General features: G+C 39.5%; 19 protein-coding genes and 1 pseudogene. 7 read left to right on the forward strand and 13 right to left on the reverse strand.

Annotation, left to right across the window (positions count from 1 at the left end):
- Positions 1 to 275: 275 nt before the first annotated feature.
- The 3 genes from PGLA_RS15085 to PGLA_RS15095 form a co-directional block, all read right to left on the reverse strand.
- Positions 276 to 1,406, reverse strand: a complete 1,131-nt coding sequence (locus PGLA_RS15085; RefSeq protein WP_068534136.1) for a hypothetical protein — start codon at positions 1,404 to 1,406, stop codon at positions 276 to 278.
- A gap of 311 nt (positions 1,407 to 1,717) precedes the next feature.
- Positions 1,718 to 2,074 carry a DoxX family protein gene (locus PGLA_RS15090; RefSeq protein ID WP_068534139.1) on the reverse strand — a complete coding sequence of 119 codons (357 nt, stop codon included), beginning with the start codon at positions 2,072 to 2,074 and terminating at the stop codon, positions 1,718 to 1,720.
- Positions 2,075 to 2,117: 43 nt separating this feature from the next.
- Positions 2,118 to 3,560 (reverse strand): DHA2 family efflux MFS transporter permease subunit, encoded by a 1,443-nt coding sequence (locus PGLA_RS15095; protein WP_068534141.1) that lies wholly within the window; start codon positions 3,558 to 3,560, stop codon positions 2,118 to 2,120.
- Between the two features lie 278 nt (positions 3,561 to 3,838).
- On the opposite strand from PGLA_RS15095, the gene PGLA_RS15100 reads away from it, so the two are divergent.
- On the forward strand, positions 3,839 to 4,285 hold the full coding sequence (locus PGLA_RS15100) for a MarR family winged helix-turn-helix transcriptional regulator (RefSeq protein WP_068534143.1): 447 nt from the start codon (positions 3,839 to 3,841) through the stop codon (positions 4,283 to 4,285).
- Positions 4,286 to 4,417: 132 nt separating this feature from the next.
- Here PGLA_RS15100 and PGLA_RS15105 read toward each other — a convergent pair whose 3' ends face one another.
- The 7 genes from PGLA_RS15105 to PGLA_RS15135 all read right to left on the reverse strand — a co-directional run bounded on the left by PGLA_RS15105 (position 4,418) and on the right by PGLA_RS15135 (position 9,467).
- On the reverse strand, positions 4,418 to 5,101 hold the full coding sequence (locus tag PGLA_RS15105; protein ID WP_068534145.1) for a DNA alkylation repair protein: 684 nt from the start codon (positions 5,099 to 5,101) through the stop codon (positions 4,418 to 4,420).
- A 79-nt stretch (positions 5,102 to 5,180) separates the two neighbouring features.
- Positions 5,181 to 5,798, reverse strand: a complete 618-nt coding sequence (locus PGLA_RS15110; RefSeq protein WP_068534147.1) for a DNA-3-methyladenine glycosylase family protein — start codon at positions 5,796 to 5,798, stop codon at positions 5,181 to 5,183.
- Between the two features lie 40 nt (positions 5,799 to 5,838).
- Positions 5,839 to 6,318 carry a Cys-tRNA(Pro) deacylase gene (gene ybaK / locus PGLA_RS15115; protein ID WP_425415388.1) on the reverse strand — a complete coding sequence of 160 codons (480 nt, stop codon included), beginning with the start codon at positions 6,316 to 6,318 and terminating at the stop codon, positions 5,839 to 5,841.
- A gap of 28 nt (positions 6,319 to 6,346) precedes the next feature.
- Positions 6,347 to 7,165, reverse strand: coding sequence for an SPL family radical SAM protein (locus tag PGLA_RS15120; protein WP_068534151.1), 819 nt, complete (start codon positions 7,163 to 7,165; stop codon positions 6,347 to 6,349).
- A gap of 16 nt (positions 7,166 to 7,181) precedes the next feature.
- Positions 7,182 to 7,895: a 2OG-Fe(II) oxygenase gene (locus PGLA_RS15125; protein ID WP_068534153.1), complete on the reverse strand. Its 714-nt coding sequence runs from the start codon at positions 7,893 to 7,895 to the stop codon at positions 7,182 to 7,184.
- Positions 7,888 to 8,439, reverse strand: a complete 552-nt coding sequence (locus PGLA_RS15130) for a methylated-DNA--[protein]-cysteine S-methyltransferase (protein ID WP_068534155.1) — start codon at positions 8,437 to 8,439, stop codon at positions 7,888 to 7,890. Before PGLA_RS15130 ends, PGLA_RS15125 begins: the two co-directional genes overlap by 8 nt.
- A gap of 407 nt (positions 8,440 to 8,846) precedes the next feature.
- Positions 8,847 to 9,467, reverse strand: coding sequence for a bifunctional transcriptional activator/DNA repair enzyme AdaA (locus PGLA_RS15135; protein WP_084411139.1), 621 nt, complete (start codon positions 9,465 to 9,467; stop codon positions 8,847 to 8,849).
- A 192-nt stretch (positions 9,468 to 9,659) separates the two neighbouring features.
- Between PGLA_RS15135 and PGLA_RS15140 the strand changes: the two genes are divergently transcribed.
- The 4 genes and pseudogenes from PGLA_RS15140 to PGLA_RS26915 all read left to right on the forward strand — a co-directional run.
- Positions 9,660 to 10,400, forward strand: coding sequence for a spermidine synthase (locus PGLA_RS15140; RefSeq protein WP_068534157.1), 741 nt, complete (start codon positions 9,660 to 9,662; stop codon positions 10,398 to 10,400).
- 76 nt (positions 10,401 to 10,476) lie between these two features.
- Positions 10,477 to 11,304 (forward strand): response regulator transcription factor, encoded by an 828-nt coding sequence (locus PGLA_RS15145; RefSeq protein ID WP_245699959.1) that lies wholly within the window; start codon positions 10,477 to 10,479, stop codon positions 11,302 to 11,304.
- Between the two features lie 79 nt (positions 11,305 to 11,383).
- On the forward strand, positions 11,384 to 11,743 hold the full coding sequence (locus tag PGLA_RS15150; RefSeq protein WP_068534159.1) for a VOC family protein: 360 nt from the start codon (positions 11,384 to 11,386) through the stop codon (positions 11,741 to 11,743).
- A gap of 712 nt (positions 11,744 to 12,455) precedes the next feature.
- Positions 12,456 to 12,828 (forward strand): annotated as a pseudogene (locus PGLA_RS26915) (transposase); the annotation flags it as partial.
- A gap of 343 nt (positions 12,829 to 13,171) precedes the next feature.
- Here PGLA_RS26915 and PGLA_RS15160 read toward each other — a convergent pair.
- The 3 genes from PGLA_RS15160 to PGLA_RS15170 all read right to left on the reverse strand — a co-directional run bounded on the left by PGLA_RS15160 (position 13,172) and on the right by PGLA_RS15170 (position 16,613).
- On the reverse strand, positions 13,172 to 13,396 hold the full coding sequence (locus PGLA_RS15160) for a hypothetical protein (RefSeq protein WP_068534163.1): 225 nt from the start codon (positions 13,394 to 13,396) through the stop codon (positions 13,172 to 13,174).
- Positions 13,397 to 13,584: 188 nt separating this feature from the next.
- Positions 13,585 to 15,909: an ABC transporter permease gene (locus tag PGLA_RS15165; protein ID WP_068534166.1), complete on the reverse strand. Its 2,325-nt coding sequence runs from the start codon at positions 15,907 to 15,909 to the stop codon at positions 13,585 to 13,587.
- Positions 15,909 to 16,613, reverse strand: a complete 705-nt coding sequence (locus PGLA_RS15170; protein ID WP_068534168.1) for an ABC transporter ATP-binding protein — start codon at positions 16,611 to 16,613, stop codon at positions 15,909 to 15,911. The genes PGLA_RS15165 and PGLA_RS15170 overlap by 1 nt, the downstream gene beginning before the upstream one ends.
- A gap of 234 nt (positions 16,614 to 16,847) precedes the next feature.
- Between PGLA_RS15170 and PGLA_RS15175 the strand changes: the two genes are divergently transcribed.
- Positions 16,848 to 17,234: a GntR family transcriptional regulator gene (locus PGLA_RS15175; RefSeq protein ID WP_068534170.1), complete on the forward strand. Its 387-nt coding sequence runs from the start codon at positions 16,848 to 16,850 to the stop codon at positions 17,232 to 17,234.
- A 7-nt stretch (positions 17,235 to 17,241) separates the two neighbouring features.
- The gene (locus tag PGLA_RS15180; protein ID WP_068534172.1) at positions 17,242 to 18,111 is read left to right on the forward strand and encodes an ATP-binding cassette domain-containing protein; all 870 of its coding nucleotides are present in this window, start codon (positions 17,242 to 17,244) and stop codon (positions 18,109 to 18,111) included.
- Position 18,112: the final 1 nt, after the last annotated feature.

Below are 18,112 nucleotides of genomic sequence, written 5' to 3' on the forward strand. Positions count from 1 at the left end.
TTTGGTGACTCCATTTTACACGAATCTTCCATGGGATATTTTCATTTCAAACTGTCGCACTTCATATTACAATCCATCATATAAAATAAAAGTTTTTTGAACGCTAGGTAGAGGGAGACCATTCAATTCTATAAAATCAATCACTTGAATCCTCTCCTACAAAAAGAGACATCCAATAATGAATATCTCTTTGATAATTATTTTACAAATTTTTACTTTATAATAGCATGAATGATCTTGTCGTCGTGGGGGATTACGTCTACTTCATTAGATTTTCAAGCTTTCTTTAACAGTCCTACAGCACGTAATTTCTCTAATTTTACTTCAGGAACGCTTTTAGCAAGCCCACCCTTTTTCACATCAAAACTTTCCCAATCCACAAAGAATATAAAGTCATTGGTCACCAATAAATTCTCTGAATAATCTTGCTGGTTTACTGTATATGCAACTTCTTGCCACAGTTTTTTTCCTTGAATCCACCAGCTACCTCTCATTTCCCAATACATCGTTAGTTTCTGAAGCTTTTCCAGTATTTCCTTATTTCTGAGCCCTACCTGGTAGTTTACCGGATGCTCGCCAGAAGCCCATATCGTATATATATCCTTTTTCTGCTCAATTTGTTCAAGTCTAACTTGTTCAATACCGGGATGAAATACTGGATCATAGATACCATCAAGATCATCATGTAAGTAAATCGCAATAAAACACACATTTTTCCCCTGTACTTTGTTTCTTATATCTCTCACGATGATTTCCATTTCATCAATCAGTTCCGACTTTACTTCAACACGTAATGTATCTGCTTCTTTTTTTGAAATATTAATATAGAGAATACGATGATTTCCATCTAGAACTTTGTAAAGCTCACCATTGTCATTGTACTCCAAGTATGTATAAAGTCTGTTCAAACCTAAAGATTGGGATGGCTCACTGTATTTTGGACAAATCACTTTAACTAAACGTTCTTGCTCATAAATATATTCTTCGTCCGTAAGCCAAGCATCATTTATATCTAGGTTGTGACGTGTAACGAATTCGACACTTCGTATGGGGCGACCATCCTCATATGTTATTTCTTTGATTGAATCAATCCTGCCATTCCGATATAGTCGTGTCAAAATTTGATTATCTGAATACGTTGTGTAGCCAATTCCATTGATGAGTTCATCGCAGTAAGTAACACGTAATTTGCCATCTTTATCAAATCCATAAAATGTATCGGTTTCCTTTTTTAATATTCGTCCTCTTTTTTCATGGTTTCGTTCGAACCAATAAGGAGTCAAATCATAACGTTTATCCGAAACATACTCCGTTCTAACAACGAAATCCTCTGCTTCCTTTTTATATTGTTCATAATTATTCTTAGCATCTAAACAAATCTCCATATAGTGTTCTTTATTAACCAATCTTTCTCTACCTCCTAAGGTATTAAAAAACAAAATATGACTTAGCATCTTAATTATTATCATCTATTAAACGAGATTAGACAATCTGCTTATGACATTTTTAAACAATTAAAAAATAGAGGCCAACTACTTAATGTATTTCCACAAGGAGAAACGACTATCCGGTACCTTAATGACAGGTATCCTTCGCTTCGGAATTATAAGAAAGAGTATCAAGTGAAATTTATACTTTCTTCTATATTTAATAAAAACCTAATTTTTCTACGTATAGTAGAAAAATTAGGTTTTTATTTGGGTCAGTCCATTCCATTTTATAATACTTGTAGAATCCATTCTAATGTTAATGAAAGCGCCAGTAAGGCGAAAATGAATGGAGGTAGCACTTTTTTGAATGCATCCTTAATGATCATGTGAATCCCTGTAGCCCCGAGCATTGTCGATCCGATAATCAGCCCACCTAAAGCTACAAACATTTCATCCCAAAAGCCAATGACTAAGGCAATAGCTCCAAGTACTTCAACCAATCCTGTTACAACCCGAAGACATTGTGGTAAATTAATCTCTTTAAAAATCTCTTCTTGCTGTTTACTACCTAGCAACTTCGTTGTACCTGCTACAAGAAACATAAATACGAAAAAACATTGTATGACAATCATTACGATATTCAATTCAAAACTCTCCTTTGGAATATTAATACATTAACATGTACTCTTACTTCTTTTTAAGAAAAAATGTCATAATAAATATGATAACAGCCAGCAATGAAGTCACAAGAAAAGCATCTTGCATGCCCATAATACTTGCTAATTTCATACCCTCTGATTCTGAGAATGAATTTGATAATTCAGGTAAATAGTTCTTTGTTTGTGTAGACATAATGGTAGTTAATAACGCTGTACCAATTGAACCAGAAACCATACGTGCGGTATTGGCTGCAGCTGCACCATGTCTGCTCAGCGAATGTGACAGTTGATTTAATCCATGTGTCATGACGGTCATCATTATAAATGAGATACCCAACATAAATGAAGAGTACAACACAGATATATACAGTAAGCTAGAATCTAGACTTAATGAAGTATATAACCAAGATGCTACAACAAGAATAGACATTCCTGTAAAAGCTAATGGACGTATGCCATAACGATCTAATATGATGCCAGTAATAGGTGACATGATTCCCATCAAAACTGCACCAGGTAATAACATTAAACCTGTTTGAAATGTAGACTGACCCAATATGTTCTGAATATAGACAGGCGTTAAGAGTTCCACACTATACATAGCAAGTGCGACAAAAGCACCAATGGCTATCGTGATGGAAAACTGCTTATTCTTAAAGACAGATAAGTTAAGCATCGGTTGTTCAGCGACTAACTCTCGCCATATAAATAAGCTTATAAATATTACACCAATAATGATCGTTATGATGACTTGTGTAGCACCCCAACCTAAACTTCCAGCTGTCGAGAATCCATATAATAATGATCCTAATCCGATCGTCGATGTTATAACCCCTAACGTATCAAATTTCGGATTGCTTCTCTCAGTCACATTTCGTAAGAAGAAGTAAGCTAAAATGATGTTTGAAACCCCAATTGGAATAACAATGTAAAATAACACTCTCCAAGAGTAGTTCTGTAAGACCCATCCAGATAAGGTCGGACCAATGGCAGGCGCACATGTCATGGCAATACCAACCATACCCATGGCCTTCCCTCTTTTCTCTGGAGGAAATAAACTGAAAATGACGGTTTGTACTAGTGGCATCATGACTCCAGCAGCAGCGGCTTGAAGTAAGCGACCTATTAACAGAAAGGAAAAACTTGGTGCAGACGCACATACGATGGTACCGATTGTAAATAGCCCTATGGCACTTATAAATAATTGTCTTGTAGAGAATTTCCCTATGAGATAGGCCATAATCGGTATGACTATTCCATTTACCATGATAAATCCTGTACTTAACCACTGGACGGTACTCACTTCTAAATTAAATACCTTACTCAATTCTGGGATAGCAACATTCAATAGGGTTTGATTCAACAAAGCTGAGAAAGAGCCGAGAATTAAAATGGCTAGCATTAAAATTTTCGCCTTACTACTCATATGAAGTGGGTTTGCTTTACTAATAACTGCTTCTATGATCATCATCTCGCTATCTTATATATTTGGAAAAGAAAATAATTCGACTTATTAGAGAATGTGTCCGGACATCTCATAATTTGAATTCAATTGCGTAAACAACTAATAAAAAAGCTTATAATCATGTTTAAAATTATACAAATAAAACATTCTGTTGTGTATGCAACTAATATTACAATATAATCCCTCATGTATCAAGCCCATCATTTCATTTGTTTAAATGCTGCACTATCGCTTACAATGAGAATAGATGAATTAAGAGTGTAACCTCTGAAAGGGGAATACCAATGGACAACATGAAACAACAGTCTGTCGGTCGTTGGATATCATTACTCCATCGATACGGCAATGTTTATATGAATGAGCAGTTGAAAGAATATAATCTAGGCGCAGGTCAATATCAATTCCTCGCAGTGTTATATGATAATGAAGGTTTATCTCAGGATGAAATTGCACAACAATTAAAAATGGACAAGGGCACCGCCGCTAGAGCAATTGCGAAATTAGAGAAAGAAGGATATGTAGAGAGAAAAACATTTAGTGTAGATAAACGAATAAAGAAACTGTATCTAACCGATAAAGCACATGCCTTCAAATCAACCCTAACGTCAATTCTATCTGGATGGTCCAGTATAACAACGAAAGATTTGTCTTCCGAAGAGCATGCATTCGCCATGAAATTGCTAAATAAAATGTCAATAAATGCTGAAAATTATTTGGATAATATGAAATAACACACCGCATTTGCTGTATAAAAAAAACGCTCACTTCCTTTCTCAAAGAAGTGAGCGATTTGGATCAATCATATAAGATCGTTCATACCACTGTGTTGACCATTTGAAATATCAAATATGACAAATTCAGTATTATTTTCGTTTCATGCTACGAATGATCTGTTTAGTATCTTGATCCACTCGGAAAGATTCTGTAATCTTTTGAAGAGATTTATTGTATGTAAAATCGTCGAGGGAATTACTTGTTAAGTAGATCATCGTAGGTTGGGGGAGCTTTATATAACAAATAGATATTGCCCAAGCGACAGCCATTTTCACATAATATCCCTCGTGGTTGATGTTATCTAACGTTTGTAGAACAAGGCTAATGTACTCTTCATCGATATAGTAATTAAGTAACATCACTACACCAAACCGAATTTCATATTCTTTGTCAGAAGCCAAATAAGGTTGTAAGAAGTCCCATACCTGCTTCATGTTCTTTTTAGTAAATTTAAGGCCTATACTAACACTATCGCATACAGACCAGTTATCAATCTTGGGAACAAACGCGGCGACATACAGCAGTATTTCTTTGATATCTGCTTTGACATAACCAATGACCATACCTTGTACCATGATTTCCTCGAAATACTCAGTCTCAGCATGTTCCAGATAGGAACGCCAATCGCCCTTTGCGATACTCTTAGCAACTTTACGAAGCTCTGGTAGCCGTACCCCTAGAATATTATTAGTATTGGGAATAAGTGCAGAACTGAATTTTTGATATTTCTCATCAACTAGCTCTAATAATTGTTCTCTAATCGTTGTTTCCACTTCATGTACCCCTTAGCACTAAATTTCAATTAACCTTATAACTTCATCATTGCAATTACTCCTATATGTCTCCCCTACTCTATTCAAATGAAAGATTCCAAAGGTATATGGAAGCAATTGAACCTAGAGGTGAATATCTAAGACGATATTCTTCGAACTGTTCTTTTGAAATTTCACTAAGACCATACAACTTCATCATTCCACGACGAATAGCAATATCCCCCCAACTGACAATATCACGACGTTCCATCGAGTTAATAAGCATCATTTCAGCCGTCCATTTACCTACACCATGTAAGGTCATCAATTTCTTAATAACCTCGACATCTGATAGACGATGCAGTTCATCCAGGTTAAAGGCACCTTCCGCAATCGTATGGGCGATACGTTGAATACACAGGGCTTTTTTCATCGTCATTCCACAAGCTTGAATACCATCAGCGCTCCGGCTTGCAATATTCTGTGGGGAAATCTCACCGAGTTGTTCCTGCATCCTTGTCCAAATCGTGTGAACTGCCTTCACAGAAATAAGCTGACCTACAATAGCATGAATGAGTGCGGTGAACAAATCAGGAATAATAACACGTTCGACCTTACCCAATCTTGTCATCGCTGCTCCTAGGGTAGGGTCAACACTTTTCAAATATTCTAATTCTTCTATGCCATATTCAAAATATTTAGTTGGGATGCTTTGCAACGAACTTTCCTCCATTACTCTGTTGAAATCCTCACTTACACTATGCGGGGTCATCACTAGTCAGATCAATAAATGTGGCAGATACAATTCCCTTCAGATGTTGAGGATTCAGTTCCATCTGTAGTCCTACTTTTCCAGCACTCACTAACATCTTTTCTAAATCTGCTGCACTCAGATCAATATAAGTCGGAAACAGCTTTTTCATGCCTACCGGAGAGCAACCGCCGCGGATATATCCGGTCCACTGTTGTAATTCTTTCATAGGTAACATTTCGATTTTCTTCTCCCCAGCTGCTTTTGCCGCCTTTTTCAAATCCAATTCTTCAGCTACTGGTATGACAAATACAAACAAATCCTGCTTACTATGCGTTACTAGCGTTTTAAATACTATTTCTGCTGGTTTATTGATTTTCTCTGCCACTGCGGCACCATGAATCTGCCCATCTTCGTTGTCATATTCGTGGATTACATACGTTACTTTATTCTTATCAAGAATTCTCATGGCGTTTGTCTTGCTCATATACACATACCTTCGTTTCTTTTAGAGATTAGGGTTCAAATCCTCTTTGACTAATGAAAATCTGTTCTGCAGGGAAAACCTGTATAAATCGATCATATAACATCTTATACGCTGAAGGTTGGTACCACTCTTCCAAACCTAATTCCTTATACATCGCATCTATTTTTAAATTTCGAGTTCGTTTGCCACCGCTACCGTCTCCCATGAAATAATCATCGATGCATATTCGGTTGACCAGTGGTCTTAATAAATCCGCAAACCCTTCGCTACTCGGTAGCATTGGAGCAATCGTTGCTTGTGTTGGGACACCCGCTTCTTTTAACAATCGAAGTGTTTCTAGTCTACCTTGGATTGGGGGTGCATGAGGTGAGAAATGTTTACGTATATCTTCTCGGTCCGTTTCAATGGTCATACTTACTCTCACTCGTTCTCGAAGAAGTAGTAATAAATCGATATCTCTCCGAACAAGAGGACTCCGCGTTTGAACAAATAGAAATTCAGGGGGATCTTCCACTATAACTTCAAGAAGGGATCGCGTCACCCTCTCTGTTTGCTCAACAGGTTGATAGGGATCCGTACTCGATGACATGAAAATAGAAACGTCACCCTTAGCATTAGCTCTCTTAAGCTCTTTACGAAAAATGTCTGCAGCACCTTGCTTGATATCTACCCATTTCCCCCATTCATCTCCGCGAAATGTGGATACAGGCATTTGACGCACATAACAGTAGGAGCAACCAAATATACACCCTGTATAAGGATTTAAGGAATGACTATACCCTGAAAGAAAGCCTGTGCCTTTATTAAGAAGGGTCTTGGGGTTTTTATAGAGATACTCCGTTGTCATATGTTAACTCACATCCCTATTTGGCATCATGAAAAATAATACCTAAGCTGTATCTTGTTCCTGATGTAATAGTGCTGACTCCATGCCGAAGAATCGTTTTATAGTATCCGCGTGATCCAGCAACAGGACGATTATTCGTCGGAAATATTAGTCCAGCACCCTGTTCTAACGTTATCACATGCCCTCTACTTTGTGCACGTGGGCGCTGTTCCACTAATAGAAATTCTCCACCAGTGTAATTGACCTCTTTTTCATTTAAAGCAAATACGACTTGAAAAGGAAAATACACGTCACCATACAAATCTTGATGCAGGCAGTTATACCCGCCTACTTCATACTTAAGTATTAGAGGTGTAGAGCGATACTGACCTTGATCATGACATTGATCTAGAAATTCCGACAAGACCGTTGGATAGCTGTGATCACGTCCAAGCTGTTCTCGCCAACGATTGGCTGCCTTAGCGAGTTCTGGATAAAAACCAGCACGTAATTGTTCAATTAGGTCAGGCAAGGGTGCTTCGTAGTACTTATATTCACCAAGTCCAAATCGATATCTAGACATATTAATAGTACTGCGGAAATACTTCTCAACTTCGTAGGTGTTCATGATTTCAATACATTGATCAGAATTCAAAATTTTAGGAATATGAGCATATCCTTGCTCATCTAATGTCAGTTGTAATGAATCCCAATCTAGTCCACCCATCTTATCTGAAAGAGAATTAGACATGGTTTGGTGTACTCCCTGTAAGTACCGCATAAGTCCGTTCTAGTTGTAAAAGCTTGGTTTTCATATCCAAACCTCCACGATACCCAGTGAGTGATCCATTCTTACCAATGACTCGATGACAAGGTACGGTGACTAAAACGGGATTCGCACCAATGGCAGTACCGACAGCACGTATAGCAGCTGGCTTATTGATAGCATTCGCGATATCTGAATAGGATTGGGTCTGTCCAAATGGAATTTCACATAGAGCGTTCCACACAGCTAATTGAAATGGCGTTCCATGGAAATCAAAAGGTACGGTGAAGCTTTGACGTTGTCCTTCGAAATATTCGATGAGTTCTTTCGCATAGGTTTGAAGCTTCTCGTCATCCTCGATCATATCACAACCTGAGAACTTCTTTTTTGCCCAATCATCCAACTCTTCAAAAGGTTTGTCTTGCGAGCCTACATAACATAATCCAGTTGCTGTTGCTGCTATATATATACTCCAGTCATCATGAGTCAATCGTGTCCAATACATTGTTTGCTTAGATTTGGTTATCATTTTGCTGCACCTCCATTGTCAACATTATAACCACATTCATGACCATATGTACGTATTTGAGAATGTAAGAGCAAGATAACGAAATTGAACCGATATAACATTGTGTTTAGTTTTCCCAAATATTATCGCTTTTCTAAATTATAAAAAATATAAGAATCTATATTTCTCAGGTGCTCTTCTTCTTCTTCTTCTTGCTCCTGTTTCAGGAATCATTTATCGATATTTTTATTGTTTTATATGGGTAGTGTTTATGTATTATATATTGGGGCGTTTGTGGGATTCTCCCTGGATGTCATTTCCATAATCATAATTCTTGTAGCCCTAGGAAAATCTGTTCTGAAATATGTTAAGAGTAACAACTAGCGTCATATACATATGTTTTATCAACTACACAACCCAAAAGACCATCATTCACTACGATGGTCTTTTGGGTTGTGCCGATAATTTAATGGCGTAGAGCCTGTCATTCTTTTGAAAAATGTTATGAAATAAGACGTATTGTGCATCCCAATAAGATGACCTACATCCGATATCGATTTGTCTGTCTCTACTAAATATTCCTTGGCTTTCTTTATTCTGATCATATGAATATATTCAACGGGTGTAATCTCTTGAATTCGTTTGAACGTACGATGCAAATGGTATGGACTTCCATGACATATTTCTGCAAGACTCTCTAATGTTAGATTATCCATATAATTTCGATCGATATATTCTGTAACTACCGCCACCCATTCATGGTCGGGCAATCGTTGCCCAGTGGGTTTACATCGTTTACATGGACGGAAATTTTCAGTTAATGCGTGATCGGCAGTTTGAAATATTGTGACATTCTCTATTCTAGGAGGTCTGGATTTACAAGATGGGCGACAGAAAATGCCTGTAGTCTTCACAGCGTAAAAAAATTGACCGTCGTAAGAAATATCATTCGAGATGATGGCTAGCCAGTGTTCCTCCGATACCGTTTCCGCATGACTGTAGAACCGATCTTCTTTTTTCACGATTGATCTCACCTCCACTTTCAACATTATAACCATATTAATGACCGAATGTACGCGTTTGGGAATATAAGAGCAAGATAACGAAATTGTCTGTTTCTCTATAACGAGCATATAAAATTAGGCTATTATATAGAGAGTAACAACAATCGTAATATACATATCTACTATATTAGGTATCATTTAGTGTCAATCCACCCTATCGTAAAGGAGAGCGATAACTTGCATTTACTTTTTAAAGAACTGAGCGATAATCATGAGATCACAGTCTATGATACTAACGAATGGTATGGTGAGAAAGGAAATTTCCGAGTACTTCAATTCTCAAATGATGCAACCCAGGGTGCAATGGATTTAAATGATTCAGAGCGCGTTATGTTCGAATATCCTAGAGCCATCATACATCTTATGGAGTTTAATGATCCATCATTCAACGAGGTATTTCTTATCGGTCATGGCATTGGGACGATGGCTAGCTATTTTTCAGAGAAGAATTTTAAGGTAGCAGAACTGGATGAGAAAGTTGTAGAGCTAAGTAAGACATATTTCGGATATAGTAAGGATAATGTGATCATTGGGGATGGACGCTCTATTCTCGAGAGTGAAGAAACGGACGTCTATGATTATATCATCTTGGATGCGTTCACCGATAAAGGTACTCCTAGGCAATTAGTTTCTAAGGACTTTTTTCAAATAACAGGAGACAAACTTCGTTCCGATGGCTCTGTCATATTGAATTTAATGGGGAGAGTCGATAATGATACACTCATTAATGCTATCCACTCTACGCTTAGAGAATCGTATAACTATTCCAAAGTCTTTTCCCTACCTTCAGAAGGTGTGACTGACATTCAAAATATCATTATTATGGGTAGTTACAAGCCCATTAATTATCAAGCGCGCAATATGGCAGGTTTCAATGAAATGACACTTGAAGAAGGCTATATTATTTGGGACAAGTAAGGATTATTTAGTAGATTGTGGGTCAGAATCTGTAGAGGTAATATCATCATAAAATGAATTTAAGCTTAAGGAGGCTATGAACCTTGTTGACTCAGCTTGTGTTCCACTTCGTAGGTATATCCATATGAAAGATGATCATATTTCGGCTACTGTACAAGCGATCAGCTATATGAAAGCTCATCTAGATGAAGATATTACATCTGAGCAGTTGGCTGTCCACGTTAGTTATAGCCCTTATCATTTTACTAGAATATTTAAAAGCGTTACGGGTATTTCCCCCCGTCATTATCTCTCGGCCTTACGGATCGAATCTGGCAAATTGGAGTTACTTAAAGCCCCCTCACTACTTGTAAAGGTCTTAATGGCTATTGGATTTAGAAGTGTAGGAACATTTAACACACGATTCAAGGAAAATGTCGGTGTGACACCAAAGAAATTTCGTAATCTTTCTGATGCATTATCTGCCTATATGAATCAATATGAGAATCAAGAATTATTGCTGAATGCAACTGACCTTAACTCTACTCAGAAGATTTGCTGCCACATCGAGGCTCCTGATTCTTTTCGTGGAATGATTTTCGTAGGTTTATTTCCGCGACCTATTCCCGATCAGCGACCTATTGCGGGTACCGCAATGAATCGAAAGAATCGTACGTGTACTTTTACAAATGTCCCAGAAGGAACGTATTATACTCTAGTTGCGGGGATTCCATGGAGTATCAATCCTAAAAATTATTTTGTACTTGATGATTCCTTGCGGGGGATATTCCCTTCGGCTATTCATGTGACGGACAATACAGATATCAATATGACGATCCGATTAAGATCTCCATTACCTTTTGATCCACCGATTGTTGTTAACCTTCCACTTCTATTATTCGAACAGCACAAAAAAGTGAAGTAAAACAGCAAAGTAGAAGAATTTCCCACCTCTTACTCCTTGTATAATTTGACTTATATACAACAAATAGGAGGAATAGTACATGCACAAAATATGTGTCATTTCGATTTATGTATCTAATATGGAACTTGCCAAACAATTTTATTGTGAGAAATTGGGATTTGAAGTAGCGCAGGATTTCGATGACACATTAGTAGAATTAGTACATGACGGTATTCCAGTTATTCTGTGTCAGGTTGCGTTATCCGCTCAATCAAACTATCCAAATCAATCTCAAGTCGTTCTAGGCCTACAGACAGATAATCTGGTGCAATCCATTACTGAAATGACGGAAAAAGGAATTGAAGTTATTTATGACACGCCTCAACCATGTCCTCCGGGATACTACAGTGCTTTTAAAGATCCATTTGGCAATGTCATTGAATTATTACAATTCAACTAGACACCGGATTTTCTGGAGTCTGAATCCCAAAATATTCGATCAGAAGAAGAATTAGCAATGTAGAATAATTTTTCACTTCCTTCCCCCTTTATAATGATAAAAGCTATGGACAAGGCTATTGGGGGATTAAAAAGTGCAAAGAACACGTCTCATTCCGATTTTCGTCTATAATATGAAACTGGCAAAACAGTTTTATTGTGAAAAGTTAGGGTTGGAAGTATCGCGGAGTACGGAATCCATTGTCAGCCCAAGGAATAAAAATGATCTATGACACGCCTCAACCTTGCCTCCCGGGATACTACAGCGCTTTTAAAGACCCTTTTGGCAATGTCATTGAAATATTAGAGTTCAGCTAGAAACGAAATGATAATACGTAGATTTTAAATGAACCTAAAGAAGAAGAGGGTGTCCCAAAAGCCATTGAGAAATGGCTAGGGCACCCTTTTTCTGTTGAAGTAAAAAGATGGTGTGAGCGGACGCTCCGAGAACGGATCGATCCTACAATCGCTGTGGTCCCCAAATTTCTGAATTGAAACCGGTAGCGGTTGAAATTCGGAGACCAAGGCGACCGCTAACGCTTTTTCGAAATCGTTTCGTCCTCTACGCTACTTCGAGCATGAATTGTCAATTTTATTAACACATAACAACACAAAGAAATCTCTCTTTTTGGTAAAATGGAAGTACTACCAACCATTCAAAAGGAGCGATTTCTATGTACATTCAATATTCCATGGACCAACTTTTCCTGCCAATGAATTTAGAAGAAGACATTCCACCCAATCACCTTGTTCGTCTTGTGAATACCGCTGTAAATAAGCTGGATGACAACGCCCGGACAATCGCTTTCGTTCTCAGCGATGAAAGACGTGCTTGAATGTGTGTTTACTGCCGTCCTTCAGTTTCTCATCGAAGAGAAGTACGTCACATTGGAACATTACTTTCTGGACGGTACCAAGATCGAAGCCAATGCGAATCGGTACACATTTGTCTGGGGAAAAGCTGTCATCAAGCATAAAGCCAAGCTTCAAGAGAAAGTACAAACCCCGCTTGCAACGATTGAAGTAGCACAAAAACAAGAAGATCAAGAATTTATCGGCAACGGGAAAAGAAGAAACCGGCAAGCAAGTCTCATTATAAAAAGTATTGTTCAGATGAGTGCGTCAATAAAATGAGCTCGGATACCGCTAAACTAAGTGCTCAAAATGGAGTCTTCGTTAACAACAGTGATTTCCAAGTAAACGCACTCAAATTAATGGCCCAGTCTTCAAATCAAAAGGCATCTGTGCCTCAAGCCTGCCTCAATGCTTAATTTGCTCTGCCTGTTCCTCCAAGATTGATACACGGCAGCTCGATATTTAACTGACTAGCTATGATTTGAACAGATTCGTCTTCCATACTGCCGATGGTTGAGCGTAATATTTCATGACGCTAAATAACAGCTTCAATGGCCATTCTAAGTTTATCCGTATCCAAGTCTCCTTTAATTCGGATGCTGTCTGCAATGTTATATACATGCCCACCTGGTTCAAGTTCATCAAGGAACCATACATAAGAAAGCAGTGTTTTTGACTGCGGTGGCCTAGGTTGTCTAGAAGACTCACGCATGTTTTCATCAGATAATGCCTGATCGATGAATCCGACCGTTTGAACCATTGTCTTCGCCTCGAATCATTGTCGGAGTACTAGCCGCCTCCAAACATGTCAGGGCAGTTAAAGCCGTAGCCGCTTAGACCTTGCGCAAGTCCGCTCGGAATCAAATTGGCAAGACCCTTGGAAGCACAGATGTAGTTTTATCTCATTGATCGCCCTTCTCACTTTCACAAAAGGACGGGGCTAGCCGATTATTCTATACTTTTTAACGATTCAATCATATTGATTCGGGATACCTTTCTCCGAAGCAGCAAGTTAGAGAGAGTGGTAAGCAAAAATGCAAGAATGACTGCTACCAGCATAACAAACATATTTATTTGATCTGGGATTTGCTGATGGGTACTCGACAGCGCCTCTATAATAATGGAATACATATACCCGCTGATCGGCAGTGCTATAATGACCGCAAAAGAGGTGAGTATCAAGTTCTCAAAGAAGATAAGCCGATTTATTTTGCTTTTTTGATAACCCAATACCTTAAGAGTAGCCAGCTCGCGATTCCTTTCATAAATATTGATGGAGGATATCGTGTAGATGGCGCCAAACGAAAGAATGACGGCACTAATGATAAACATGATGAAGATGAAACTATTTTGCTTCAGAATATATTGTGCGGATTCTTTTAAATCATCTTTGTCCGCGATTGTATCTACCTGATTGTCTTGTTCGAAGAACTGTCGGACGTTAGTAAGGTCTGCGGCGTTACTGGCTTTCACTAGAATCGAGGTTGGGTTGTAGTCGATGCCAAAGCTCTTGAGATACGCAATTGTGCAATAGAACGACGGATTCGAATATTGATTGGATATTTGCGTAACCTTCATATCGACCGTTTTATTCTCAAACGACGGATCGGTGAATTGCATTCGGATCGTATCCCCTATCGCAACCTTATAGTGATCCGCATACGATTTGGGTACCAGCACGCCGCTGTCCATAAGCGTCATCGGATTGTCGTTCTCGTCGATAAATTGAATAAGAGCGTTGTCCTTCTCCGTAACGGTCAACGTGGCGTTCTCATGATCATCACCTTTGACGAATTCCACGGGAAAGGCCGATAGATAATAGCTGCCCTCAATCCCGGTGGGTAGCTGAACCTTCTCTAACTCTGCTCCCCTTGAATATTCGACCTTCAGATCATAGGTATTTACCTCTTCGATCTGGTCAGCCACCCTTTGCAAGGACGTTTGAGTTCCGAAAGCAGTGATCAATAACACCGTGCTCACCACAACGCCAACGGAGCTCGCTAACGCCTTTTGCTTATTAAGAAAGATGTTTCTCAAAATGAGTTTGTAGCTATAGGAAATGCGTCTCCAGATTCCCGGAAACCGTTCAATGAGTAGCTTCTTCATCTTCTTCGGAGGTTTAGGCCTCATCGCCTGCGCTGCGCGTTCTCGCAGAATACCTATGCCGCTCAAGTAACAAGCCAGCATGCCGAATGCGCTCGAGAACAGGATAGGCATAATGACCGAGAAGGAGGATAGGGAGAAGCTAATGCTCGGCAGCGAGTAGGATCTAGCATTCGACGTCTCAATCATTGGAATGAATATGATTGCCGCAACGATGCAACCAAGAATGGAACCTATGATGCCGACAAGCACCGGGAACCCCATGTAATGGAGCATGATGCTGCTGTTCTTCACTCCTAACGCCTTCATAATTCCTACTTGGTTCCTTTGCGAATCGATGATCCGAGACATAGTGAGGAAGAGAATGATCGCTTCGATTATAAAGAGAACCAACGGAATAACCCTGCTCATCAATTTATTGTTATAGACTGTTTGTTGGAGCTGCGAATAACTGAATGTTCGATCTTTGCTTATTTGGCTTACATAGGAAAGTTTTTGGGATTGCGCTTCAACGTTTTGGCCTAATCGGTCTATATCGTACCCTTCTTCCGCATCGATCAAAACTTCATTATAGTAAAGGCTACCGGCGATTCGAGGAACTCCCGCTTCAGCCACATATGCGAATCCAGACGTTTTATGGTCCTGGGTTTCGTTCTTTTTGGCATATTCCACATTCTCGCCCAAGCCGCTAACATTGAATGCCACATTATCGTCATTGACACTTAACTTTATTTGATCACCGACTTCGTACTGATGTTCCCTGGCGTAATGGGAATCCAGCAAGATTTGATCCTTGCCAGACGGGAGACTGCCCTGGATCATCGTAGGCGTATTAATGATATTGTTGTCGGGGATCGAATGGATCTTTAAGATCGCTTTTGTATCGTCAAAAGATAGCGTCGCATCGAAGGTGTACCGTCCTTCAACCTTGTTTATCCCTTCAATTTCACCCAACTCCGACGTGTCCTGCTTGGAAATTTGGTCATAGTAGACGTTCAAGTCACTTAAATTATGTTCTTGAAAGTAGTCCTTCGTATATGCGCTAAGATTATCGCTTAACGTAACTAACCCCGTGTAGAAAAAAGCGCCTATGGTGATAACCAACACAAAGGCAAGAAATTGGCCGATCGATTGCTTGATATCCCTTAACAATTTTTTGAATAATTTCATCACCACTCAATCCCTTCAACGCTTTGTTTGTGCTCATTGACCGTTACGCTTTCGATTTTTCCGCTTTTCACCCGAATGATTTTATCCGCCATCGGCGCAATCGCGGAGTTATGCGTGACTAATACAACACACTTTTTCGTTTCCCTGTTCAAATCCTGAAGAAGCTTCAAGACGGACTTACCAGTCATATAATCCAACGCGCCGGTGGGCTCATCGCAGAGTAATAGCGAAGGGTTTTTAGCAACGGCGCGAGCTATGGCGACTCGCTGCTGTTCTCCTCCGGAGAGCTGAGACGGGAAGTTTTTCATCCGGTTCTTTAACCCGACTTTATTTAATATCTCTTTAGCATCCAGATGGTTTTCACATACTTCAGTGGCGAATTCAACGTTTTCTAAAGCATTCAAATTAGGGATTAAATTATAGAATTGAAAGACAAAGCCTACCTTCTCGGCGCGATATCCCGTAAGCTTCTTCTCGTTGAAGCTAGTAATATCCTTATCGCCAACAGTCACTTTACCCGAGGTAGCCGTATCCATGCCACCAAGTATATTCAGAATCGTGCTTTTACCGGCGCCGCTTGCACCCAGAACAACGACGAATTCGCCCTCGTTGATGGAAAAGTCAACGCCGTTCAGCGCCTTGATCGGCACTTCGCCTATTTTGTATTCTTTCGTTACGTTTTTGAATTCGATTAATGTTTTCATAAATTCTATCTCCCCGTTATCTATTTGTCACACTTCTGGAGTGCTCCCTTTGGCCAAGTATATTCACAAGTATGTCAGTATGTCACTCATGTAGCATACTGTAATTCAATCGAAATGAATTGTCAATAACTGGTTTGTATGTAAAAACATCACCCCACTCTCTTCGAGCAGTTAATTATTGACAAATGTTTGCATATAAGTTATGGTTTTCTGCTAGATGGATAACAAACTACGATGCTGAGTGGTGAGGTAATGAACGTCACTTTCGATGAAAAGCAGCCAATTTTTCAACAAGTAGCGGATATAATTGAGGACGATATCCTGAACGAAACTTACCGAGAGGACGAGCAGATTCTTTCCGTGGCTCAGTTTTCTCAGCTGTTTCAAATCAATCCTGCGACTGTAGTGAAGGGGATCGGCCTGCTCGTAAATGAAGGTATTTTGTATAAAAAAAGAGGGCTTGGCATGTATGTCTCGTCTGATGCCAAACCAAAGATTCAGAATCAGCGAAGAGATCGTTTCTACAAGGAATTGCTGTCCAATCTGCTTTGTGAAGCCGACAAACTCGAGCTGACAACCGAAGATATCATGAACATGATTAAACAATTAAAGAAGGAATGAATTTATTGTGAGCATCGTACTGAGTTGCGACAAATTAAACAAAAAATACGGTCGAACCTACGCATTACGGGATCTGGATATGCGACTGGAGGAAAACGTTATTTACGGCTTGCTCGGGCGAAACGGCGCTGGCAAAACGTCCTTGCTTAACATAATAGCAGGCGGAATCTTTGCGAACGACGGCACCATTGAGGTAAGAGGAAAAAAGCTGGGCAAAGGAGCATTTCCGGAAGATTGCTGTTTCGTACGGGAGAACAACAAACTATTCGGAGGAGCGCGATTGATCGAGGTTTTGCAGTTCGCTGCGAATTTCCATCCTAATTGGGACTGGACGTTTGCTCATAAGCTGCTTCAAACGTTTCAGCTCGATCCAAACAAAAAAATCAAACAACTCTCAAAAGGTACGGAATCGCTCGTAGGAAATATCATCGGTCTGGCCAGCCGGGCGACGTTGACATTATTCGACGAACCGGTGCTTGGACTTGATGTCTTGATGCGGGAAAGGTTTTACAAGGAACTGTTGGAGGATTACGCCAATCACCCCCGTACGATTTTACTTTCTACGCATTTGATTGACGAAATCGCCCCAATCGCAGAGCGAGTTTATATCATTGATGAGGGGACACTCCTGCTTCATGACGAGATGAATCGAATACGCATGTCAGCTTATTTGATTCGTGGAAATTCGGATGCCGTGGCTTCGTTTACAGAAGGGAAGCGAGTATTACATACGGAATCCTACGGCCACGGGAAGCTTGCCGCCATTTTCGAAAAGTTGAACGATGGAGACAGGCTGCAGGCGCGCAAACTAGACATTACTATTGAAAATTTGACGCTTCAAAAGTTTTTCTCGTATTTGATCGAAGGAGGTCACTAAA

It is taken from the genome of Paenibacillus glacialis, from assembly GCF_001637205.1.
Taxonomy (GTDB): Bacteria; Bacillota; Bacilli; order Paenibacillales; family Paenibacillaceae; genus Paenibacillus_AQ; species Paenibacillus_AQ glacialis.